Source organism: Brevundimonas aurifodinae (assembly GCF_040195595.1).
Classification (GTDB): domain Bacteria; phylum Pseudomonadota; class Alphaproteobacteria; order Caulobacterales; family Caulobacteraceae; genus Brevundimonas; species Brevundimonas aurifodinae.
Genome location: NZ_JBEGDD010000004.1, coordinates 228,087 through 249,601 on the forward strand (window position 1 = coordinate 228,087; position 21,515 = coordinate 249,601).

Sequence of the window (21,515 nt, forward strand, 5' to 3'; positions counted from 1 at the left end):
ACCTTACGTCTTCAGGATCCCGGCCACGATCCGCTCCGCCGCCTCGACGGCGCTGACGGTCGTGGTGTCGATGACGATCTCGGCCTGTTCGGGGGCCTCGTAGGGGCTGTCGATCCCGGTGAAGTTCTTGAGGGTCCCGGCCCGCGCCTTGGCGTAGAGGCCCTTCACGTCCCGCGCCTCGGCGAGGGCCAGAGGCGCATCGACGAACACCTCGATGAACTCGCCTTCGGCCATCATCTCGCGCGCCATCCGCCGCTCTGCGCGGAAGGGCGAGATGAAGGCGGTGATGACGATCAGGCCGGCGTCGGCCATCAGCCTTGCCACCTCGGCGACGCGGCGGATGTTCTCGACCCGATCCTCTTCGGTGAAGCCCAGGTCGCGGCTCAGGCCGTGCCGGACGTTGTCGCCATCCAGCAGATAGGTGTGGCGCCCCATCGCGTGCAGCCGCCGATCGACCAGATTGGCGATGGTCGACTTGCCCGCCCCCGACAGGCCGGTCAGCCAGACGACCCGCCCCTTCTGCCCCTTCATCGCCGCCCGCGCGTCGCGGTCCACGTCGATGGCCTGCCAGTGGATGTTGTCAGCCCGGCGCAGGGCGAACCGGATCATGCCCGCCCCCACCGTCCGGTTGGTGATCCGGTCGATCAGGATGAAGCCGCCCAGATCGCGGTTCACCTCATAGGGCTCGAACGCGATGCCCCGATCCAGCGACAGATTGCAGACGGCGATGTCGTTCAGCTCCAGCCGCGTCGCCGCCAGCTTCTCCAGGGTGTTGACGTTGACCCGGTGCTTGATGGTCGTGACCTGGGCCGTCGCCGTGCGCGCCCCGGTCTTCAGCAGATAGGACCGCCCCGGCGACAGGGCGTCCTCGTCCATCCAGACGACGGTCGCCTCGAACTGGTCGGCCACGGCGGGCGGGTCCTCGGCCGAGGCGATGACGTCGCCGCGCGACACGTCGATCTCGTCGGTCAGGGTCAGGGTGACGGCCTGTCTGGCGCGGGCCTCGGTCAGGTCGTCCGGCATGGCCACGATGCGCGCGACGCGGCTCTCGCGGCCCGACGGCAGGACGCGCACACGGTCCCCCGGCCGCACCGTGCCCGCCGCGATCAGGCCGGCGTATCCCCGAAACTCCGAATCCGGACGATTGACCCACTGAACCGGCATGCGGAAGGCCCCGCCGTCGGCCAGGGCATCGATCTCGACGGTCTCCAGCCAGTCCAGCAGGGTCTGGCCCGCCAGCGGCGACGGGGCCACGACACCCTCGCCCGTCAGGCCGGACAGGGCGATCGGCGTCACCGAAGTCAGGCCGATGCTCTCGGCGAAGGCGGCGAAGTCGGCGGCGATGGCCTCAAAGCGGGCCTTGTCCCAGCCCAGCAGGTCCATCTTGTTGACGGCCAGCGCGACCTTGCGGATGCCCAGCAGGGCGCACAGGAAGCTGTGCCGCCGGGTCTGGACCAGCACGCCCTTCCTGGCATCGACCAGGATCACCGCCGCGTCGGCGGTCGAGGCCCCGGTCACCATGTTGCGGGTGTACTGCTCGTGGCCCGGCGTGTCGGCGACGATGAATTTGCGCCGTTCGGTGGCGAAGAACCGATAGGCGACGTCGATGGTGATGCCCTGCTCGCGCTCGGCGGCGAGACCATCGACCAGCAGGGCGAAATCAAGCTCGGACCCTTGCGTCCCGACGCGGGCCGAATCCGCCTCCAGCGCCGTCATCTGGTCGTCCAGCACGGCGCGAGTATCGTAAAGCAGCCGCCCGATCAGGGTCGATTTGCCGTCGTCCACCGACCCGCAGGTCAGGAAGCGCAGCAGGGTGGAGTCCACCAGAGGCACCATCAGAAATAGCCCTCCGCCTTCTTCTTCTCCATCGAGGCGGACTGGTCGCGGTCGATCATCCGGCCCTGGCGCTCGGAGGTGGTGGAGGCCTTCATCTCGGCGATGATGTCGCCGACGCTCGCCGCCTGGCTCTCGATCGCGCCCGACAGGGGATAGCAGCCCAGGGTCCGGAACCGCACCGACCGCATCTGCGGCACCTCGCCGGGCAACAGCCGCATGCGGTCGTCGTCGATCATCAGCAGGGTGCCGGCGCGCTCCACGACCGGTCTCGGCCGGGCGAAATACAGGGGCACGATCTCGATGCCTTCCTGCTCAATGTATTGCCAGACGTCGAGCTCGGTCCAGTTGGAGATGGGGAAGACGCGGATGCTCTCGCCCGCCCCGATCCGGGTGTTGTAGAGCCTCCACAGCTCCGGTCGCTGGGTCTTGGGGTCCCAGCGGTGGCCGGCGGCGCGGAACGAGAAGACCCGCTCCTTGGCCCGCGACTTCTCCTCGTCGCGCCGCGCGCCGCCGAACGCGGCCTGATAGCCGCAATGGTCCAGCGCCTGCTTCAGCCCTTCGGTCTTCCACAGATCGGTGTGCAGGCTGCCGTGGTCGAACGGATTGATGCCGCGGGCTCGGGCGTCCTCGTTGATCCAGACCTTCAGGTCCACGTCAGGCGCGGCGGCGACCTTGTCGCGCAGGGCGTACATGGCCCGGAACTTCCAGGTCGTGTCGACATGCAGCAGCGGAAACGGCAGGGGCCCGGGCCAGAAGGCCTTCTTCGCCAGATGCAGCATCACGGCCGAATCCTTGCCGATCGAATACAGCATCACCGGCCGTTCGACCTCGGCCACCACCTCGCGCAGGATGTGGATGGCCTCGGCCTCCAGCGACTGGAGATGGGTCAGGCGGGGCGAGGTCGACGTGATCATGCAAGCGCGGGCGTAGCACCCAACCCCAGACCCGTCATCCTCGGTCCGTCCGAGTCGTCCTTCTCCCCTTGAGGGAGAAGGTGGCAGCCGAAGGCTGACGGATGAGGGGTGACACTCGGTTCTGCCGATGAGGGACCGACCGATCAGCGGATGTGTATCTCCGTACCCCTCATCCGGCCCTCCGGGCCACCTTCTCCCGCAAGGGGAGAAGGAAACTTGGTGACGCCCATCTCCCTGCTGGCTACGGTCCGGGTGCGATGCAGCATCCTCCCGCAACCTATGTCTCCACGCGCGGCGCGACGGCTCCGACCGACTTCGCCGAGGCCCTTTTGCGCGGCATGGCGCCGGACGGCGGTCTCTACATGCCGGTCGCCTGGCCGTCGCCGTCGCCCGAGAGCTGGGCGCCTGACCGGACCTATGCCGGGATGGCGCGGACGGCGATGGCCCCCTTCATCGGTGACGCCCTGCCCGACGGTGCCCTGGACCGCGCGCTCGATCGCCTCATCGCCGGCTTCGCCCCGCCCGAGGTCACGCCGCTCCGCCGGCTCGAGGACGGGCTCTATCTGCTGGAGCTGTTCCACGGCCCGACCGCCGCCTTCAAGGACCTGGCGATGCAGCTGGCCGCCGCCCTGTCGGCCGAGGCGCTGGCGGCGTCCGGTGAGCGGCTGACCCTGGTCACGGCCACCAGCGGCGACACCGGCGCGGCCGCCGTCGCCGCCTTCGCCGACCAGCCCCGCATCCGGCTGATCGTGCTGCATCCGCACGAGCGGGTCTCGCCCGTCCAGCGTCGTCAGATGACGACCACCTCCGCCGACAACGTCCTGAACCTCGCCGTCCGGGGCGACTTCGATGATTGCCAGCGTCTGGTGAAGGGCCTGCTGGCCGACGAGAGCCTTCGCGCCCACGGCCGCTTCAGCAGCGTCAACTCGATCAACTGGGCCCGGCTGGCGGGACAGATCCCCTACTACCTCTCGGCGGTCTCGCAGCTGGCGGCGCAGGGCGACACCCGGCCGCCCGTGTTCGTCGTGCCCACCGGCAATTTCGGCGACGCCTTCGCCGGCATCGCGGCGTCGAAGATGGGTCTGCCGATCCGGGGCTTCGTCGCGGCGGTAAACGCCAACGATGCCCTGGCCCGCGCCATCAACGAGGGCGTCTATGCCCGCCGCGCCGCGGTGGAGACGGCCAGCGTCAGCATGGACGTCCAGGCCCCGTCCAACTTCGAGCGGCTGGTCTATGAGGCGTCGGGCCGGGACGCCGACCTGACGCGCGGCCTGTTCGCCGACTTCGCCCGCGAGGGCCGGGTCGTCTTGCCCGACGAGCTGCTGAGCGCCCTGCGCGCCGAGGTCTCCGCCGTCTCGGTCGACGAGCCCACCACGCGGGATCAGATCGCCCACGCCCACGCCACCTGGGGCGAGGTCGTCTGCCCCCACACCGCCGTCGCCCTGTCCGCCGCGCGCGGCATCGACCGCGCCACCAACCCGGTCGTCGCCCTCGCCACCGCCCACCCCGCCAAGTTCGGCAAGGACGTCGCCCCCGTCATCGGCTTCGACCCCGACCCGCCGGAAGTCATCCGCGCCCTCGGCGACCGGCCGGAGCGGTTCGAGGTGATCGGAGCGGATGCGGGGGATGCGCTGGCGGCGGTGCGGGGGTTCGGGGGCTAGATCAGCGTCTCCTCCCTGTCGCGAAGCGATGGGGAGGTGGATGCGAGCCCTTGCGAGCAGACGGAGGGGTTCTTGACGCGGCGACATCGCCTGCGCGTCACCTCATCGGATCGCTGCGATCCTCTCGACCCCTCCACCCCTTCGGGGTCCCCCTCCCCATCGCCAAGCGGCGACGGGGAGGAGACGGCTAGGCCTCCGCCCACCACGCCGCGCGCCTGAGAAACGCCGCCGGGTCCTTGGGTGTCACCAGCTTGGTCGGGTCGTGGAAGATGCGGTCGTGCAGGCGGGTCAGGGTGAACCGGACGGCGGCGGCCTGGCCCAGGCGCGGCAGGGCGGCGGACTCGGCGGGGGTCAGAGGGCGGACGCTTTCGTAACCCCGGCGGAAGGCCTCGACCGCGCCGGGGATCGGCCTGCCCGCGCCGTCGAAGCCCCAGGCGCTCAGCGCGACGGCGAGGTCGTAGGCCAGGACCCCTGTGCAGCCGAAATAGAAGTCGATCACGCCGGACACTGCCCCGTTCGCGAACAGGACGTTGTCGGGAAAATAGTCGGCGTGGATGGGGCCGGTCAGCAGGTCCTCCGCCCACGGATCGAGACGGGCCAGAATTGCTTCGACCTCGTCCAGGATGGCGTGGTCCTCGCCCGTCGCCACCGTGGCGCAGCGATCGGCCAGCGTTCGCCACGCATCCGGGCCGACCGGGTTCTCGCGTGGGACCGGGAAATCGGCCGCCGCCAGATGCAATCGCGCCAGCATGGCCCCCGCCGCCTCGACCTCTGACGCGGAAGGGTCGCGCAGCCACGCCCCGCCCAGCCATTCGATCACCGCCGCCGGTCGCCCATTCAGCGTCCCGACCCAGCCCCCGTCCCGCCGCCGGACCGGCCGGGGCGCGGGATAGCCTCGCGCCGCCAGATGATCGGTCAGGCCGAGGCAGAACGGCAGGCTGCCCGCATCGGTCCGCGCCTCGAACAGCGTCAGGACATGGCGCGCCCCGACCGTCTCCAGCCGGTAGTTGGTGTTCTCCACCCCCTCGGCGATCGGATGCAGCGCCACGAGATCGCCGAGGTCGTAGTCCGACAGGAAGGCCTCGGCCTCCCCGTCCGAGACCGGAGTAAAGACGGCCAATCAGTGATGCCCCAGCGACGCGTGCCGCGCCCGGACGATGTCGTTCAGGTCGGCCAGCACGCTCTCGGTCGTCGGCCAGCGGCCCGCGCCGCGCCCGCCGCAGGACCAGACCCGCCCGTCCTCGCCATAGACCTTCACGCCGTTCCGCTCCCCGTTCAGGGCGAGGAAGAACGGGTCGTCGAGGCCGACGTCAAGCGAAACCGACGCCTTCAGCGCCTCGCCCTCGCGGAAACAGGCCCCGATCTGGCGCACGGGGCCCGAGGGGTTGAAGTCCTCCGACAGGGCCGCGCAGGGCACCTCGTCCTCGGGCGTGCGGCCGAAGGCCTCGAAGGCCAGCAGCCGCACCTTGGCCGCCGAATCGCGGCCTTCCAGGTCCGACGACGGATCCTCCTCGGCGAAGCCCGCGACCCGCGCGTCGGCCAGGGCGTCGGCGAAGTCGGCGCCCGCCTGGATGCGGCTGAGCATGAAGTTGACCGTGCCGTTCAGGATGGCCTCGAACCCCTTGACCGGCCCGGCGGCGCGGGCGGCGCGCACCGTCTCGATCATCGGGGCCCCGCCGCCGACCGCCGCCGAATAGGCCAGGCGGGCCCCCTTGGCCCGGGCCAGATCGGCCAAGCCTTGCGGGTCCCGGCTGATGGCCTGTTTGTTGGCGCTGGCGACGTCGACGCCCCGTTCCAGCGCGGCCCGGATCAGGTCATGGCCCGCCCCACCCTCGGACAGGGCCTCCAGCAGGATGTCGGGCTGGAGCGCCAGCAGGGCCTCGCGGTCGGCTGTGAACAGCTCGGCGGGGGCCTCGACGTCACGCGGCTTCTGCGGATCGCGGACCAGGACGCCCACGACCTGGAACCGGTCGTCGGCCAGCAGCCGTTTCAGCAGCCCCCCGCCCACCACGCCGCATCCGGCGATGGCGACCTTCAGCGGGGCGTCGGGCACCGAGGGCCCCGGAGGCGCCGACTGTTCGCCCACCACCGTGCAGTCCGACCGACCCAAGGCGGCGACCTCGATCTCGACCGACCGCTCCTGTCCCAGGTCAATGGCGTCGTGCTGGACCAGGGCCCCGCCATGGCGGCGCGCGTCGTCCCAGTTGGCGCGGCGAAACCGCAGGGGCTTGCCAGACGCGGAGGCCGGGTCGCGGTCGTAGAGTCCGTCGACGTCCTTCACCAGCCGGGCGCGTTTCAGCCCCAGCTCGGCCGCCAGAAACACTGCCGTCAGGTCCGATCCGCCCCGGCCCAGCAGGACGACGCGGCCGTTCGGGCGCACGGCGCCGAAGCCTGGCACCACCACGACCTGATGCGACGCCAGGGCCCGGTTCAGCGCCTCGGCGTGCAGCGAGACCGGGTGCGCGTGCTCGACCGGGCCCTCGGCCACGATGCCGAGCTCGCGCACCGACAGTGCGCAGGCGTCCAGCCCGATGCGGTCGCAGGCGATCGCCACCAGAGCCGCCGCCTTTTCCTCGCCGAGGGCGACATAGGCCGGGAGCAGGTCGTTCTCGTGATCGAGGCCCAGTTCACGGGCATCAGCGAGCAGCCGATCGGTATGGCCGCCGAGGGCGGAGACCACCGCAACGACCTTCCGCCCGGCACGGACGTGGCCATAGAGTTCCGACGCCACGGCAGGAGCGCAGGACTGATCCTTGAGGATCGAGGAGCCGAACTTGAGGACCACGACCTCGGGTGCCGGCGCGGGCGCCGGAAGCGGTTTTTCGACGACGGCGAGATGGGCCTGGGAGAGGGGCATCGGAGTGTTCCGTGAACTGAGAGGGTGGATTTCGGGCGAAAGAAAACCCGCCGGGCCGGGGCCGGGCGGGTGGGGTTTGCTGGGCTGTCTGTTCGACCGCGCGTGCTAACCTGTCCCCGCCCGCGAGGGGCCGGTGGTGGTCATACCGGTGGTGGTCGAAATAAGGGTCGCAGGCGTCATCGACCGCGCCGCTAGGGCGGAGGTCGAGGTCGAAACGGCGATGCGGCCGAGACGGGACACGGGCGAGACCTTGTGAATAACGTCGATGCAAGGGTGTCGAGCCGGGATGCGCCCGTCAACCCGTCTGCGCATTTTTCTTTCGTCGAAGGGGCAGGCTGAGGCTCCTTGGTCACGCATTTGGTGCGAGGCGGGCGCATCGAGGTGAATTTTTCCTCTTGACCGGCGGTCTTCGCAACCGCAACGTAACTCCACTCATCAAGACCGGCGGAGGGATAGGCCCTTTGATGCCGGGGCAACCATCGGGTTCCGCCCGAACGGTGCCAACTCCTGCGGGGAGGGTTCCGACCTTCCGCGAGAGATGAGTGGAGCGTCGATGAGGCGGCGTCTCCACGGTCTGTCACCGTCCGGGGTCTTGCATGAGCAGGACGATGCGGACGACGATCATGGCCTTCGACATCCAGACCCTCCCCGACCTTCCAGATTCCCTCTGTCGCCACCCAGCGCTCGACGCCAGGACGCGCGTGCCGAAGATCGCACGTGGCGGCGTCGCCGTGGACCTGCCTGTCCAGATCCCGGCCGATTTCCGGCTCCAGTCCGGCGAGCGGCTGGCGCAAGGCCGCCTCGTCGGGCGGCTGCACGGTCGCGAGGGCGCGCCGCTGGTCGTCGTCGCCGGTGGGATCTCGGCCGGGCGGTTCGTGCACCGGACCGAGACCAATGGCCTCGGCTGGTGGTCGGGTGCGGTCTCGATCCGCGGCCCCATCGACCTGAACCGGTTCCAGGTCCTGGCCTTCGACTATGCGCCCGAGGCAGCGGACGGCGGCCGGCCGGTCACCATCACCACCCACGACCAGGCCCGGCTGCTGGGGCTGATCCTCGACGCGATCGGCGATCCGGTCGTTTCGGCGTTCGTGGGTTGCTCCTATGGCGGCATGATCGCACTGGCCTTCGCCGAGCTGTTCCCCGAGCGGGTCGAACAGCTGGTCGTGGTCTCGGCCGCCCATCAGGCACACCCCCAGGCGACCGCCTGGCGCGGCATCCAACGGCGCATCCTGCAGCTGGCCGAGGCGGCGGGACGCCCCGAGGATGGCGTCGCCCTGGCCCGCGAACTGGCCATGACCACCTATCGCACGGCCGAGGAGTTCGGCGAGCGGTTCGAGAGCGCCGCGCCCAAGTCCGTCGGCGGGGCCTATCCGGTCTGTGATTATCTGACGGCGCGGGGCCGGGCCTATCGGACGCACACCACACCCGCGCGCTGGCTGTCGCTGTCGGACTCGATCGACCGTCATGCCGTGACGCCCGAGGCGATCCGCACGCCCACGACCCTGGTGGGCTTTTCCTCCGACCGGCTGGTGCCGATCGAGGACGTCCGCGAACTGGCCGCACGGCTGCCGACCCTGTTCCGCTTCGTCGAGGCCCCGTCCCTGTACGGCCACGACGCCTTTCTGAAGGAGGACGAGGCGGTCGCCGCCATCCTCCGCGCCGCCCTGAAGGAGATCGATCAATGACGATCGCGCGCCGCCCGCATCACGCCCACACCACCTGCGCTCGCTCGGGCGTCGACACCGACACGGCCCACGGCGCCGTCATGCCGCCGCTGTATCTGTCGTCGAACTATTCCTTCGCCGGCTTCGAACAGAAGCGGAAATACGACTACAGCCGGTCCGGCAATCCGACCCGCGACGTCCTGGCCGAGACCCTGGCCGAGCTGGAGGGCGGGGCGGGCTGCGTCGTCACGGCGACCGGCATGGCGGCGGTCGATCTGCCGCTGAGCCTGCTGGAGCCCGGCGACCTGCTGATCGCGCCGCACGACTGTTACGGCGGGACCCATCGGCTGCTGTGCGCGCGGGCCCGGAAGGGGCATTTCGAGGTGCTGTGGGTCGATCAGGGCGATCCCGCCGCGCTGGAGGCGGCCCTGGCCCTGAACCCCAAGCTGGTGCTGGTCGAGACGCCGTCGAACCCCCTGCTGAGGGTCGTCGACATCGCCGACATCTGCGCTCGGGCGCACCGGGTCGGAGCCAAGGTGGTGGCCGACAACACCTTCCTGTCGCCCGCCCTGCAGCGGCCCATCGAACTGGGCGCCGACATCGTGGTCCACTCGACGACGAAATACATCAATGGCCATTCGGACGTCGTCGGCGGCGCGGTGATCGCGGCCGATCCGGCGGACCATGCGGAGCTGGCCTGGTGGGCCAACTGTCTGGGGGTCACGGGATCGCCGTTCGACGCCTATCTGACGCTGCGCGGGGTGCGGACGCTGTTCGCCCGGATCGAGCGGCAGCAGACGACGGCCGGCAAGGTGGCGGCCTTGCTGGAGGCCCATCCGGCGGTGTCGGCGGTGCATTATCCGGGCCTGGCCTCCCACCCCGGACACGCCCTGGCGGCGCGCCAGCAGCGGGGACCGGGGGCGATGCTCAGCTTCGAGCTGGCGGGGGGCGTCGAAGCGGTCCGCCAGCTGGTCGAGACGCTGGACACCTTCACCCTGGCCGAGAGCCTGGGCGGGGTCGAAAGCCTGATCGCCCATCCGGCGACCATGACCCACGCCGCCATGACGCCGGAAGCGCGGGCCGTGGCCGGGATCACCGAGGGGCTGCTGCGTCTGTCCGTCGGACTGGAGCACGAGGACGACCTGATCGCCGACCTGGTTCAGGCACTGGATGCGTTGGTGCTGGAGGAAGCGGCGGCGGCCTGATTGGACTCGGGAGGGACCGGGTGCAATGAGTCCAATTCGTAAGAGGTTACTGTTAGAGTCTTCAACAAGTTATTGGATCTAGGAAATAACTCCTAGAGATGGACTTTTGGTGTTCATCTGGCACCTACTCCAAAGTGCTGGCTCGGGACGAGGGTTGAAGATTTGTGAGCCGGCTATTCGGTCCGCAACTTGCCTTTCAAGACAAGCAATAGGCAAAGCGCGTGCTTGAAATCGCGATCCGCAGCGGTCCGAGCAGTGGACCAATCCGATATGGCTCGCTCCACGCGGGTCGCAAGCACCAGGGCATCTGTCTCGCTCAGCGAAGCATTCATATCGTAGTCGGCATCGTGGCGTTTCGCCTGAGAGTCAGAAAACGCGGCCGCCATCGTTCGAATGAACGGCGGAGCGACAGTGACGGGCGCGGCTGCATGCTGAAAGAATCCAGACACGTTCGCTTCAATCTGACCACCGCGGCATTTGGACAAGGCCGACAAAAGTCCTGCATGGGTCAGCACGCGAGAGAACATCCGTCGTCTCACCGATAATGCGCCGCCCGTTCCCACAATCCGATCAGACACTTCCTTCATCAGGAAGCTGAAAAGCGCATAGTACGATGTCGATATCGAGCGGCGAACTCTGGCGCCGCTCAAGCGGCCGCGTTGCCCAGGTTGCCGAGCCAGCAATTGACGGGCCGTATCCAGAAGCTCGACATGATGGGCCGCCATTAAGCGGCTTCGGCCAATCTGACACTCGCAAACCGTTCGTCGATTTCCGCGACCGCGTCTTCGATCGACTGAACCAGCGGCGTCATCTGGTCCAGTTTGAAAGTGTTCAGACCCTTTACCTCAAGAACCACCCTCAAAAACTCACCGCCGAGTTCATCGTCGTTCTCGTCGACCGAAATGCCGCTGAGCCGATCAGCAAGCGGCGAACGGAAAACCGTTTCACGGACCTTTTCGGTCACTTCGCTGAATGTCGCCTGTTTCATTCTAAAGATCATATCACAACGTCGGCGGCAGCGAGCGCCTTGTTTCATGATGCCGGTCGTGCCTGGGTCTGCATGGCGCCGGTCATGGGGATGAAGAAGACGCCGACGTCGCGGCGGCTGCGGACCCGGCCGTCGGCGTCCTTGGTGTAGACGTACAGCACCTGGCCCCGGCGGAAGGGTTGGCCGATGGGGATGATCAGCTTGCCGCCGGGCTTCAGCTGGCGGAACAGCTCGGGCGGGGCGTACTGGGCCACGCAGGTCAGCATGATGGTGTCGAAGCCCTCGGTCACCTCAGGCCAGCCGAAATAGCCGTCGCCGACGCGCGAGTGCACGTTGTCGTAGCCCAGCGGGTCGAAGATCTTGCCCACCGCTTCGCCGATCGGCTGGATGATCTCGATGGTGTAGCTGTCGCGCACGATGCGGCTGAGCAGCGACGACTGGAAGCCCGAGCCGGTGCCGATCTCCAGCGTGACGTCGGTCGGCTTGGGCGCCGCCAGCTGGGTCATATAGGCCTGGCCCAGATAGTCGGACAGGACGCTGCCGTGGCCGATGGCCCAGGGTTTGGGGTCGGCCTCATAGGCCTGGTAGGCGGTCGAGGCGTCGGACGCATAGGCATAGTGGAAGAAGTCGCGTGGCACGCTCTCGAAGGCGCGGACCACGTTCGGATCGTGCGCGCCGAAGCGGCCGTCGAGATAGGTGCGGATGCGGTCGATGGCGGCGGGCTTCCTCGCCTGGATCGCGTCGAACTGCGCTTCGGTCAGGGCGTGCGGACGCTCCGAGGCCTGCATGGCGGCGTTGAAGCGGGCCCAGGACCAGGGTTCCGTCGGCATACGGACGGTCGGGGAGATCGCCGAGGCGGAGCCCGCGTCGGCGGCGGTGTTGGCGGCGGGCGCCGCCGCGCCCGAGGCGGCCGGGCCCGTGGCTTGCGTCGGATTCAGCCGGGCCTGGACCGACTTCATCGTCTGCTCGTCGCAGGCGGCGAGACCCCCGAGCGCAGCGGCTCCGGCGGTGGTCAGGAAGGAACGTCTGCCGAGGGTCATGCGGGGCTCGTCTGGGTCTTGGCCGGGAAGGGATCGAGGGCGGCGGGCGCGGGATCGGGCAGGTCGGCGAAGGGGTCGGCGGGCGCAGCGGGCTCGAACAAGGGAGCGGCGCGCGGCCGGGCCTGGGCGACCGGCAGGACCAGGAAGGCGAGGCTGTAAAGCACCGCCCCCGCCACCAGCAGGGAGGAGAAGCCGATGTCGCGGCTCATGAGGTTCGCCAGGGGCGTGGCGACCACGGAGAAGGCTCCGTTCAGCCCCCAGGCCCAGGGCAGGGCCCGGCCGTCGCCGACCTGGATGAGGCCCAGCGGGAACGGCAGGCCGAGCGCCAGCGAGACCGGCGCGGCGGCGATCACAACCATCGCGCCCTTGATGGCCCAGGGCTGGTCCAGGGTCCGCATCATGAAATCCTCGGCCCCCACCCACATGGCCGCGATCCAGGCGAGGACGACGATCAGGCCGATCATGGAGGCGGCCTTGGGCATGGCGGCGCAGCGCCCGGCGATCATACTGCCCAGGCCCGAGAAGATCAGCATGGACGTCAGCACCAGGGCGAAGGCGGAGGAATAGTCGTTCAGCCAGAAGGCCGCCTTGTCGATCAGCCAGATCTCGATCAGCAGGAAGCCGAGGCCGAGGGCGGGAAAATAGAGGGCGGGCCAGGCGCGCGGCTTATCCTTCGCGCCGCTGGTCCGTCGACGGAACAGCAGCGGGGCGGCCAGCACCAGCAGGGCGATGACCATGGCCTGGCCCAGGACGGCGATGTTCACCAGGGCCCCGATCTCGGCCTGGGGCAGGACTTCCAGCCGCCGGATCAGGGTGGGCAGGTCCTCGAGCCGAAGGGAGGAATGGAAGGCGGGCAGGTCCAGAGTGGCGGGTCGGATGTGGAAGGCCTCCGAAGACGGAGACGGACGGCCGGCCAGCACCGCGGCGACCTCGTTGGCGATGGCGTCGTTCGGACCCGTCGAGACGATCTGGCCGCTGGCGAAGGAGACGCTGGGCAGGTCGTTGAACAGGCCCGCCCGGGCGGCCGTCACGTCCAGCCCCGGCCGCCAGGAGACGTCGAACGAGCGCGCGGCGGCCCAGGCTTCCAGCGCCGCGACGTCGGCCGGGGACCATGGCGTGGGGCTGATCAGGATGCGGGCGTTCCAGGCCGAGCGATAGACCATGACGTGGGCGGACGGATCGCCCACGCCCATGCCGGTCAGGGCGTGCCGCCCCGTGGCCAGGACGCGCAGCGCATAGACGGGAAAGTCGCGGATCGAGACGGAGACCGAGACCATGCCGCCGGGCTTCAGGGCGGCCAGATAGGCGCGCATCGCCTCGGCCGTGACGCCGGTGACGTTGGCGGGGGCCGCGTCGACGAAGTCCGAGGACAGGTCGATGACGTCGTAGCTGGCCGGGCCCGCCCGCCAGGCCGCGGCGATGGGGCCGCCCTCCAGCAGGGTGATCCGAGGGTCGGGCGCGAGGGCGGGCGATGGACCCAGGCCGCTCTGGAGCGCCAGGGCGAGGACCGGCTCGCCCTCCACGCCGTCGACGCGGGACGCGCCCAGCGTCAGCGCCTCGGCCGCGCGATAGCCGCCGGACAGGCCGACCAGCAACGCCTCCGCACCCGGGCGCAGGGCGTAGGGGGCGGCGGACAGGGCGCTGGGGGCATAGGCGGTGTCCAGCGATCCGGCCCTGGGCAGGGCGGCGACGCGGTTGCCGTCGCGGTACAGGCCATAGGTCGAAGGTGGGCCGGCGACGCCCATCATGCCGGCGTTGTTGGACACGTCGGCGTCGACCCGCTCTGTGAAGTTCTCGAGCAGCAGATAGTGGCCGCGCGGCTGGCGCACCTCGGCGACGACGGCCGCGCCCGGTGTGTTCAGGGGCGCGTAGATGGCCTTGAACTCGGAGAAGGCGGGAGCCGCGCCGGTGAACAGAACATACTGGGCCCCCACGAAGGCGACGGCGGCGAGGGCGATACCGGCCCATCGGCCCTTGCCGGGCTGAAACACCGGCGCGAGCGCCAGGGGGATCATCAGCACCGGAGCCAGCAGGAAGGGGTGGACCACGAACATCAGGCCCAGCGCCAGAGCCGCGCCGATCCCGGCGCCGATCAGGTCGTAGCCATAGACCCGGCCGATCTCGCGGTGATTCAGGATGAAGATCAGGCTGATGTAGAGCCCGGCGAGGAAGAAGAAGGGCAGCAGGACCGCATAGTAGAGCCCGATGTTGCGAACCTGATCCGGCCAGGTCGTCGGGTTCTGAAGCTGCAGCGGATTGAACGGGTTGGCCGTGACCGCCTGGTATCCCAGAGCGGCAGCGATCACCATGGCGGCGGGCAGGACGGTCCGGAGGATCACGCCGTGCCGGGCCACCGTGTCGCGGAACAGGGCCACCACGACGCCGCTGAGGGCGAAGCCGGCCATGACGATGGAGATGATCCAGTATCCGTACTCGGACCATTTCGCGACGGCGAAGTAGCGCGTCAGGGCGTTCTCGATCCCGACCACGCCCATGGCGATCAGGAACAGCGGGATCAGCGCCGTGCGGGTCTTGTCGGCGGCACCGGTCATTGCAGCGGCCTCGGCGCGGCGACGCGACGGTCCATGAAGTGGGTCAGCAGGGCGTTGAAGCGGTCGGCCTCGTCAACGAACAGGGCGTGACCGGCGTCCTCGAACACCACCATCTCGGCGTCGGGATGGGTGGCGATCAGGGTCTCGCCCTGCGTGCGCCAGCGGGGGCGCACGGCATAGAGGACGGGCTTCGTCGTCGAATGGACGGCGGCGCGCCAGTATGCGCGGGGGGCGTCGTAGGCCAGCAGGCGGCGCTCGTCCTCGGGCGTCATTCGCAGCGCCTGATCGGTCAGACGCTCGCGCCAGTCCGGGCCCGGATCCCGGGCGAACATCCCAGCGACGAAGGCGGCGCGGCGGGCGCGGCGCTCGTCGGGCGACCGGGTGGGTGGCTCGGCGGGCCGCGTGGCTCCGGCGGCGGGGCGGGGCGCGGGTCCCTCGCCGATGGAGTTGTCGATCAGGACCAGGCCGGCGATCCGGTCGTCTCCGGCCTGGGCCACCCAGGCCAGGCTGTCGAGCACGCCCAGAGACCATCCGACCAGCACGACAGGGCCGGTCGCGGCCTGATCGATCAGTTCGCCGACGTCGCGGCCTCGGCGCTCATGGGTGTAGCCGAAGCGTGTGACCTCGCTGTCGCCCTGCCCGCGCGGGTCCAGCGCCAGGACGTGGAAACGGTCCGACAGGGCGGCGATCTGACGCTCGAAGATCCAGCCGGGCATGGTCCATCCGGGCACGAACAGGATCGTCGGAGCCCCCGAAGGGCCCGCCTCCAGGTAATGAAGACGAGCCCCGTCGGAAGTGATGAGGCGGCGGCTCTGTGCCGCCTCGACCGCGCCCCCCGACGCGGTCGTAGCAAACGCGAGAACGGCTCCCCCCATCACGCCGACCATGGCCGCCCGTGTCCATGTCGGCAGGGTTTGCGAACCGTTGCGCCCCATCGCGGGGCATGTGAGCCGGACCGCCGTTCGCTGTCGAGAGCCTTCCCCGGACGCGGGAGCGATAGGGTTAAGAGCGTTGCGGAGGAGCACCGGTTTCCTTCTCCCCTTGCGGGAGAAGGCTGGTTCAGCGTGGCCCGAACGGCACGACCTTGTTGTTGCGGTCGTGGGCGATGTCGGCGGGGCCGAGGTAGGGGATGCCGGAGCGTTCGCACCAGTGCTGGACGATCTGTTCCGCCGTCAGGCCGAAGTCCGGCTCGTTGACGGTGACGTCGGTGAACCGGCCGGCGCGGATGCCGGCCACGCGGCGGATCGAGGGCTGGCTGGTCAGATGGAACATCATCCGGTCGATGCGATAGGCGGCCTCCGACACATCCTCCAGCATCAGCACATGGCCGGTCAGATCGGGCTCCAGCGGCGTGCCGAGCAGCTGGTCCAGAACCGTCAGGTTGAAGGCGACGGCGGGCCGTGGGTCGTCGACCAGCGACGGCTCCAGCCCCTCTGTCACGCCCTTCCTCAGCCAGTTCAGTGAGCGGAAGCCGGTGGGGTCGTTCCGGACGCCGTCCGACGCCATGGGTCCGTGGGCCACGTCGAAGCCGGCCTTGTACAGGATGGCCAGCATCGATCCGACGTCGGAGTATCCGAGGTAGCGCTTCTTCCTCGCCATACCGGTCAGGCGCGGCATGACCGTCTCGGCGATGCGGCACGAGCCATAGCCTCCGCGCGCGAACCAGATGTGGTCGATGCGGGGATCGTTGGCGAACGCCACGAAGGCGTCGGCCCGCTCCTGATCGGTGCCGGCGAAATGACCGGACTTGGCGAAGCTGTTCGGGTGGAGGGCGCAGGTGACCTCGCCCGCCGGGAACTGCAGGTCAAACCAGGCCTGGATCGCCTCGCCCCGCTCGCGGGCGAAGCGGGAGGAGACGGCGACGATGCCGATCTTCATGCCGGGGGTCCCATGACTTGGAGCATTTTGGGGGGCGTGGCCTTGTGCGCGACGCGTGCTAGTCACGCGAACCGTGTCGGACACTCCCCGCATTTGCCCTTCAAGATCAAGATGACGCCAGAAAAGCCTTCCTATTTCTTCTGCGGCATCGGCGGGTCCGGCATGCTGCCGCTGGCGATGATCGTCCAGGCGCAGGGCGCGACCGTCGAGGGCTCGGACCGGTCGCTGGACCAGGGGCGGACGCCGGAGAAGTTCGACTGGTTGAGGGCGCACGGCGTGACCCTGCATCCCCAGGACGGATCGGGCGTGCGGGCGGATCACACGGTGGTGGCGACCGGCGCGGTCGAGGACACGGTGCCCGACATCGGCGCGGCCCGGCGGGTCGGCGCGCCGATCGTGACGCGGCCCGAGCTGCTGAGCCGCATCTTCAACGCCGCCCCGACCTCGATCGGCGTGGCAGGCACCAGCGGCAAATCGACCATCACGGGCATGATCGCCTGGATCCTGGATCAGGCGGGGCGCGCGCCGACCGTCATGAACGGGGCGGTGATGAAGAATTTCACCGACGCCGACCATCCCTTCGCCAGCGCCCTGATCGGCGGGCCAGACCTGTTCGTGGCCGAGGTGGACGAGTCGGACGGCTCCATCGCCCGCTACGATCCGACGGTGGCGGTGGTGTCCAACATCTCGCTGGACCACAAATCGATGGAGGAACTGCGCGAGCTGTTCGGCGGCTTCACGGGCCGGGCGCGGACTGCGGTGCTGAACCTGGACAATGTCGAGACGGCGGCCCTGGCGCAGACGATGGTCGCCGAGGGGCGGGGCGAGGCGGTGGTGACCTTCGCGCTCGGCCGCGTCGACGCCGACCTGTCGGCCCACGACCTGAGCCCCCTGCCCGCCGGCATGACCCTTACCCTGACCGACCGCGCGAGCGGCGACAGCCACGCCGTGACCCTGAACGTGCCGGGCGCGCACAATGTGGCCAATGCCCTGGCGGCGCTGGGGGCCGTGCGCGCGCTGGGCGTGCCGATGGATCAGGCCGTGGCGGCGCTGGAGACCTTCGCCGGGATCCGGCGGCGCATGGACGTGGTCGGCACGGCGAACGGGATCACCGTCATCGACGACTTCGCCCACAACCCGGACAAGATCTCGGCCACGCTGAAGACGCTGCACGCCTTCGACGGGCGATTGCTGATCCTGTTCCAGCCGCACGGGTTCGGGCCGCTGAAGCTGATGAAGGCCGAGTTCATCGAGACCTTCGTCGGACTGATGAAACCCGACGACGTGCTGCTGATGCCCGAGCCCGTCTACTACGGCGGCACCACGGATCGCAGCGTGGGGTCAAAGGACATCGCGGCGTGCGTGCGCGCCGAGGGACGCAGGGCCGAAGCCCTGGGCGACCGGGCGGCCTGCGGCGACCGGATCGTGGAGATCGCGCGGCCCGGTGACCGGGTGATCGTCATGGGCGCGAGGGACGACACCCTGTCACAGTTCGCGGCGGAGCTTGTGGCGCGGCTGCGCGCTACACACCCCGCATGATCCAGGACACTCCCCAAGACCTTCCCGACATCGTCGTCACCGCCGCCCGGTTGCCGCCGGCCGCTGCCGAGGCGGCGTTCAGTGTCATCCGCATCGGTGAAGAGCGCCTGTCGCGCGAGACGCGGCTGGACGAGGCGCTGCGGTCGGTGCCCGCCGTCAGCCTGTTCCGGCGAACCTCCAGCCTGGCCGCCAATCCGACGACCCAGGGGATCTCGCTGAGGGCCATCGCGCCGTCGGGGGCGGGGCGGACGCTGGTCACGCTGGACGGCGTGCCCCTGAACGACCCGTTCGGAGGGTGGGTGATCTGGAGCCAGGTGCCGACCGAGAGCCTGTCGGGGCTGGACATCATCCGTGGCGCGGGCGCGGGGCCATACGGCGCCGGAGCCCTGACCGGCGTCATCGCCTTGCGCGAACGGGACGGCGTCGGGGGCGCGGTCGAGGTGTCGGGCGGCGAGTATGGCGGCCAGAGGCTGGGCGCGGCGACGACCCTGTCGGCGGGGCGTTTCAGCCTGACGGGAACCCTGCAGCGCGAGATCAGCGACGGCTATGTCCCTGTGCGTGGCCCGGCGGCGGGCTCGGCCGACACGCCGCTGGATCTGCAGACCCTGGCGGGGGCGATCCGGGCGGACGCGGCCCTGAACGGCGACATCGCCCTGTCCCTGCGGGCCTCGGCCTATGAGGAGGATCGGGGCTCGGGCCTGGCGCGCGCGCGCTCCTCGGCGACGGGCGAGAGCTATGCAGCGACGGCGTCGCGGGCGCCCGCCGAAGACCGCCTCGGCTGGCGAGCCCAGGTCTGGCGGCGGACCAGCGACTTTTCCAACACCTCGGCGGCCGTGGCGGCCGGGCGCGGATCGACCACGGCTGCCAACGACCAGTTCGCCACCCCCGCCGAGGGCTGGGGCTGGAACGCCGCCCTGCGAGGGACAGCCGTTCCGCTCGCGGGTGGCCAGCTGGAGTGGGAGGTCGGTGGCGACGCTCGTTTCGCCGAGGGCGAGACGCGCGAGCGGTTCCGCAATCTCGGCGGTGGCTTCACGCGCAGCCGGGTGGCGGGCGGCGAGACCTCGGTCGTAGGAGCCTATGGCGAGGCGTCGTGGACGGCGGGGCCGTGGCTGATCGCGGGCGGCCTGCGTCTCGACGGCTGGGAGAACGCCGGCGGGCGGCGGATCGAGCGCGATCTGGCCACGGGTCTGCCGACGCTGAACGAGACCGATCCCGACCGGTCGGGGGAAGTGGTCTCGGCGCGGCTGGCGGCGCGGCGCGACCTCGGCAGCGGCTGGGCCGGGCGGGCGGCGGCATACACGGGGTTCAGGCCTGCGACCCTGAACGAGCTCCACCGGCCCTTCCGCGTCGGCAACGACCTGACCGAGGCCAACGCGGCGCTGGTGCCCGAGCGGCTGCAGGGGCTGGAGAGCGGTCTGGCCTGGACGGGCGGCGCGACCGAGGTTCAGGCGACCGTCTTCTGGAACCGGATCGAGGAGGCCATCGTCAACGTCACGATCGGCGCGGGTCCCGGCACCTTCCCGCGTGCCGGCTTCGTCCCGGCAGGCGGGGCCCTGCGCCAGCGCCAGAACGCGGGAACCATCGAGGCGGTCGGGATCGAGGCGTCGATCGAGCACCGCATCGACGACCGCCTGTCGCTGGACGGCGCGGTCTCGATGACCGATGCCGAGCTCGACGGTGGCACGGCGGCGCCTCAGCTGACGGGTCTGCGCCCGGCCCAGGCCCCGGTCGTCAGTGCCTCGGCGGGGGCGGTCTGGCGCGCGACGGAGCGGCTGACCCTGGTCGGTCGCGTCCGCTACGAGGGCGACCGGTTCGACGACGACTTGAACAGCCGGACGCTGGATGAGGCCGTCACGCTGGACGCCCGGGCGGAGTGGACGGTGCGCGACGGCGTCATCGCCTTCGTCGCCGCTGACAACCTGTTCGACGCCGAGGTCGAGGTGTCGGAGACGGGCGACGGCGTCGAGGGTTATGGCCCGCCGCGCATGGTTCGGGCGGGACTGTCGCTGCGGTGGTGACGGCCCGGCGCTCGGCCGCTAAACCGCGCCCAACGGGAGACGAGAGATGACGCAAGACAGCGCACAGTACCTGACCGGCTTCGGCAACCATTTCGCGACCGAGGCGGTGCCGGGGGCCCTGCCGGTGGCTCGGAACTCGCCGCAGAAGACGCCGATGGGCCTGTATGCCGAACAGCTTTCGGGCACGGCCTTCACCGCGCCGCGTAGCGAGAACCGCCGCAGCTGGCTGTATCGCCTGCGCCCCAGCGCCCAGCATCCGGCCTATGTGCCCTTCGACCAGGGCCGGGTGCGATCGGGCCCGTTCACCGACGCGCCGCCCAGCCCCAACCGCATGCGCTGGGACCCCCTGCCCGTCCCCGAAACGCCGACCGACTGGGTCGAGGGGCTGGTGACCTATGGCGGCAATGGCGATGCGGAGACGCAGGGCGGCGCGGGCATCCATCTGTATGCCGCCAACCGGTCGATGACCGACCGGGTCTTCTACTGCGCCGACGGCGAGCTGCTGATCGTGCCGCAACTGGGCCGGCAGGTGTTCGTCACCGAACTGGGGCGGATCGAGGCCGAGGCCGGCCACATCGTCGTCATCCCGCGCGGCGTGCGCTTCCGCGTGGAGTGCCCAGATGGCGAGGGGGCGCCGATCCGGGGCTATGTCTGCGAGAACTATGGCAGCCCCTTCCGCCTGCCGGACCTGGGGCCCATCGGCTCGAACGGCCTGGCCAATCCGAGGGATTTCGAAACGCCGGTCGCCGCCTTCGAGGACGTGGATCGCCCGACCGAGTGCGTGCAGAAGTTCGCGGGGCGGCTGTGGACCACGACCTTCGATCACAGCCCGATCGACGTCGTCGCCTGGCACGGCAACAACACGCCCTGTCGCTATGACACGGCCCGGTTCAACACCATCGGCACGGTCAGCTTCGACCATCCGGACCCCTCGATCTTCACCGTCCTGACCAGTCCGTCGGACACGCCGGGCACGGCCAACGTGGACTTCGTCATCTTCCCGCCGCGCTGGATGGTGGCCGAGGACACCTTCCGTCCGCCGTGGTTCCACAGGAACGTCATGAGCGAGTTCATGGGGCTGGTGACCGGGGCCTATGACGCCAAGGAGGGCGGCTTCGCGCCGGGCGGCGCGTCGCTTCACAACTGCATGAGCGGCCATGGCCCGGACCAGGCGTCCTATGACAAGGCGGTCGCAGCCGAGCTGAAGCCCCACAAGCTGGACAACACCCTGGCCTTCATGTTCGAGACACGGTGGCCGATCCGGACCACGGATTGGGCGCAAACCAGCCCCACGATGCAGCTGGATTACGATGACGTCTGGACCGGCTTCGCCAAGGGCGACGTCTCGCTCAAAGGATAGACC

The 21,515-nt window shown here is 69.8% G+C and carries 16 protein-coding genes and 1 riboswitch; of the genes, 6 read left to right on the forward strand and 10 right to left on the reverse strand.

Annotated features, from left to right (window positions below):
• Positions 1–3 precede the first annotated feature (3 nt).
• Together cysN and cysD are read right to left on the reverse strand one after the other, a co-directional pair.
• On the reverse strand, positions 4–1,836 hold the full coding sequence (cysN, locus tag ABN401_RS06800; RefSeq protein ID WP_349684074.1) for a sulfate adenylyltransferase subunit CysN: 1,833 nt from the start codon (positions 1,834–1,836) through the stop codon (positions 4–6).
• Entirely contained in the window at positions 1,836–2,750 is a 915-nt protein-coding gene (gene cysD / locus ABN401_RS06805; RefSeq protein WP_349684075.1) for a sulfate adenylyltransferase subunit CysD, read from the reverse strand. Before cysD ends, cysN begins: the two co-directional genes overlap by 1 nt.
• A 257-nt stretch (positions 2,751–3,007) precedes the next feature.
• On the opposite strand from cysD, the gene thrC reads away from it, so the two are divergent.
• Positions 3,008–4,411 (forward strand): threonine synthase, encoded by a 1,404-nt coding sequence (gene thrC, locus ABN401_RS06810; protein WP_349684076.1) that lies wholly within the window; start codon positions 3,008–3,010, stop codon positions 4,409–4,411.
• 187 nt (positions 4,412–4,598) lie between these two features.
• On the opposite strand, the gene thrB is transcribed toward thrC, so the two are convergent.
• On the reverse strand, positions 4,599–5,531 hold the full coding sequence (gene thrB, locus ABN401_RS06815; RefSeq protein WP_349684077.1) for a homoserine kinase: 933 nt from the start codon (positions 5,529–5,531) through the stop codon (positions 4,599–4,601).
• Positions 5,532–7,268, reverse strand: a complete 1,737-nt coding sequence (locus ABN401_RS06820; RefSeq protein WP_349684078.1) for an amino acid kinase family protein — start codon at positions 7,266–7,268, stop codon at positions 5,532–5,534.
• A 429-nt stretch (positions 7,269–7,697) separates the two neighbouring features.
• Positions 7,698–7,813, forward strand: a riboswitch (SAM riboswitch).
• A gap of 63 nt (positions 7,814–7,876) precedes the next feature.
• Here ABN401_RS06820 and metX point away from each other — a divergent pair.
• Both metX and metB read left to right on the forward strand, forming a co-directional pair.
• Positions 7,877–8,953 carry a homoserine O-succinyltransferase MetX gene (metX, locus tag ABN401_RS06825; protein ID WP_349684079.1) on the forward strand — a complete coding sequence of 359 codons (1,077 nt, stop codon included), beginning with the start codon at positions 7,877–7,879 and terminating at the stop codon, positions 8,951–8,953.
• Positions 8,950–10,137, forward strand: a complete 1,188-nt coding sequence (metB, locus tag ABN401_RS06830; RefSeq protein WP_349684080.1) for a cystathionine gamma-synthase — start codon at positions 8,950–8,952, stop codon at positions 10,135–10,137. The genes metX and metB overlap by 4 nt, the downstream gene beginning before the upstream one ends.
• A 173-nt stretch (positions 10,138–10,310) precedes the next feature.
• On the opposite strand, the gene ABN401_RS06835 is transcribed toward metB, so the two are convergent.
• From ABN401_RS06835 to ABN401_RS06860, 6 genes are all read right to left on the reverse strand, one after another.
• Complete coding sequence (locus tag ABN401_RS06835) at positions 10,311–10,862, reverse strand: hypothetical protein (RefSeq protein WP_349684081.1); 552 nt, start codon at positions 10,860–10,862, stop codon at positions 10,311–10,313.
• A complete protein-coding gene (locus tag ABN401_RS06840) occupies positions 10,862–11,125 on the reverse strand; it encodes a hypothetical protein (protein WP_349684082.1) in 264 nt (87 codons plus the stop codon). Before ABN401_RS06840 ends, ABN401_RS06835 begins: the two co-directional genes overlap by 1 nt.
• Positions 11,126–11,169: 44 nt before the next feature.
• The gene (locus ABN401_RS06845) at positions 11,170–12,165 is read right to left on the reverse strand and encodes a protein-L-isoaspartate O-methyltransferase family protein (RefSeq protein ID WP_349684083.1); all 996 of its coding nucleotides are present in this window, start codon (positions 12,163–12,165) and stop codon (positions 11,170–11,172) included.
• Positions 12,162–14,717 carry a hypothetical protein gene (locus tag ABN401_RS06850; RefSeq protein ID WP_349684084.1) on the reverse strand — a complete coding sequence of 852 codons (2,556 nt, stop codon included), beginning with the start codon at positions 14,715–14,717 and terminating at the stop codon, positions 12,162–12,164. The genes ABN401_RS06845 and ABN401_RS06850 overlap by 4 nt, the downstream gene beginning before the upstream one ends.
• On the reverse strand, positions 14,714–15,652 hold the full coding sequence (locus tag ABN401_RS06855; RefSeq protein WP_349684085.1) for an alpha/beta fold hydrolase: 939 nt from the start codon (positions 15,650–15,652) through the stop codon (positions 14,714–14,716). Before ABN401_RS06855 ends, ABN401_RS06850 begins: the two co-directional genes overlap by 4 nt.
• 124 nt (positions 15,653–15,776) lie before the next feature.
• Positions 15,777–16,595, reverse strand: a complete 819-nt coding sequence (locus tag ABN401_RS06860; RefSeq protein WP_349684086.1) for an LD-carboxypeptidase — start codon at positions 16,593–16,595, stop codon at positions 15,777–15,779.
• 111 nt (positions 16,596–16,706) lie between these two features.
• On the opposite strand from ABN401_RS06860, the gene ABN401_RS06865 reads away from it, so the two are divergent.
• Genes ABN401_RS06865 through hmgA form a run of 3 tightly spaced genes read left to right on the forward strand, consistent with a single transcriptional unit; the run spans position 16,707 to position 21,512 of the window.
• Positions 16,707–18,134 (forward strand): UDP-N-acetylmuramate--L-alanine ligase, encoded by a 1,428-nt coding sequence (locus ABN401_RS06865; protein ID WP_349684087.1) that lies wholly within the window; start codon positions 16,707–16,709, stop codon positions 18,132–18,134.
• Positions 18,131–20,152 carry a TonB-dependent receptor gene (locus tag ABN401_RS06870; protein WP_349684088.1) on the forward strand — a complete coding sequence of 674 codons (2,022 nt, stop codon included), beginning with the start codon at positions 18,131–18,133 and terminating at the stop codon, positions 20,150–20,152. The genes ABN401_RS06865 and ABN401_RS06870 overlap by 4 nt, the downstream gene beginning before the upstream one ends.
• Positions 20,153–20,198: 46 nt before the next feature.
• The gene (hmgA, locus tag ABN401_RS06875; RefSeq protein ID WP_349684089.1) at positions 20,199–21,512 is read left to right on the forward strand and encodes a homogentisate 1,2-dioxygenase; all 1,314 of its coding nucleotides are present in this window, start codon (positions 20,199–20,201) and stop codon (positions 21,510–21,512) included.
• Positions 21,513–21,515 lie beyond the last annotated feature (3 nt).

Excerpts from the sequence above, each read along its gene's own strand:
- cysN (WP_349684074.1), bottom strand. The coding sequence starts at position 1,836 with ATGGTGCCTCTGGTGGACTCCACCCTGCTGCGCTTCCTGACCTGCGGG.
- cysD (WP_349684075.1), bottom strand. The coding sequence starts at position 2,750 with ATGATCACGTCGACCTCGCCCCGCCTGACCCATCTCCAGTCGCTGGAG.
- thrC (WP_349684076.1), top strand. The coding sequence starts at position 3,008 with ATGCAGCATCCTCCCGCAACCTATGTCTCCACGCGCGGCGCGACGGCT.
- ABN401_RS06820 (WP_349684078.1), bottom strand. The coding sequence starts at position 7,268 with ATGCCCCTCTCCCAGGCCCATCTCGCCGTCGTCGAAAAACCGCTTCCG.
- metX (WP_349684079.1), top strand. The coding sequence starts at position 7,877 with ATGCGGACGACGATCATGGCCTTCGACATCCAGACCCTCCCCGACCTT.
- metB (WP_349684080.1), top strand. The coding sequence starts at position 8,950 with ATGACGATCGCGCGCCGCCCGCATCACGCCCACACCACCTGCGCTCGC.
- ABN401_RS06835 (WP_349684081.1), bottom strand. The coding sequence starts at position 10,862 with ATGGCGGCCCATCATGTCGAGCTTCTGGATACGGCCCGTCAATTGCTG.
- ABN401_RS06840 (WP_349684082.1), bottom strand. The coding sequence starts at position 11,125 with ATGAAACAGGCGACATTCAGCGAAGTGACCGAAAAGGTCCGTGAAACG.
- ABN401_RS06845 (WP_349684083.1), bottom strand. The coding sequence starts at position 12,165 with ATGACCCTCGGCAGACGTTCCTTCCTGACCACCGCCGGAGCCGCTGCG.
- ABN401_RS06850 (WP_349684084.1), bottom strand. The coding sequence starts at position 14,717 with ATGACCGGTGCCGCCGACAAGACCCGCACGGCGCTGATCCCGCTGTTC.
- ABN401_RS06855 (WP_349684085.1), bottom strand. The coding sequence starts at position 15,652 with ATGGGGCGCAACGGTTCGCAAACCCTGCCGACATGGACACGGGCGGCC.
- ABN401_RS06860 (WP_349684086.1), bottom strand. The coding sequence starts at position 16,595 with ATGAAGATCGGCATCGTCGCCGTCTCCTCCCGCTTCGCCCGCGAGCGG.
- ABN401_RS06865 (WP_349684087.1), top strand. The coding sequence starts at position 16,707 with ATGACGCCAGAAAAGCCTTCCTATTTCTTCTGCGGCATCGGCGGGTCC.
- ABN401_RS06870 (WP_349684088.1), top strand. The coding sequence starts at position 18,131 with ATGATCCAGGACACTCCCCAAGACCTTCCCGACATCGTCGTCACCGCC.
- hmgA (WP_349684089.1), top strand. The coding sequence starts at position 20,199 with ATGACGCAAGACAGCGCACAGTACCTGACCGGCTTCGGCAACCATTTC.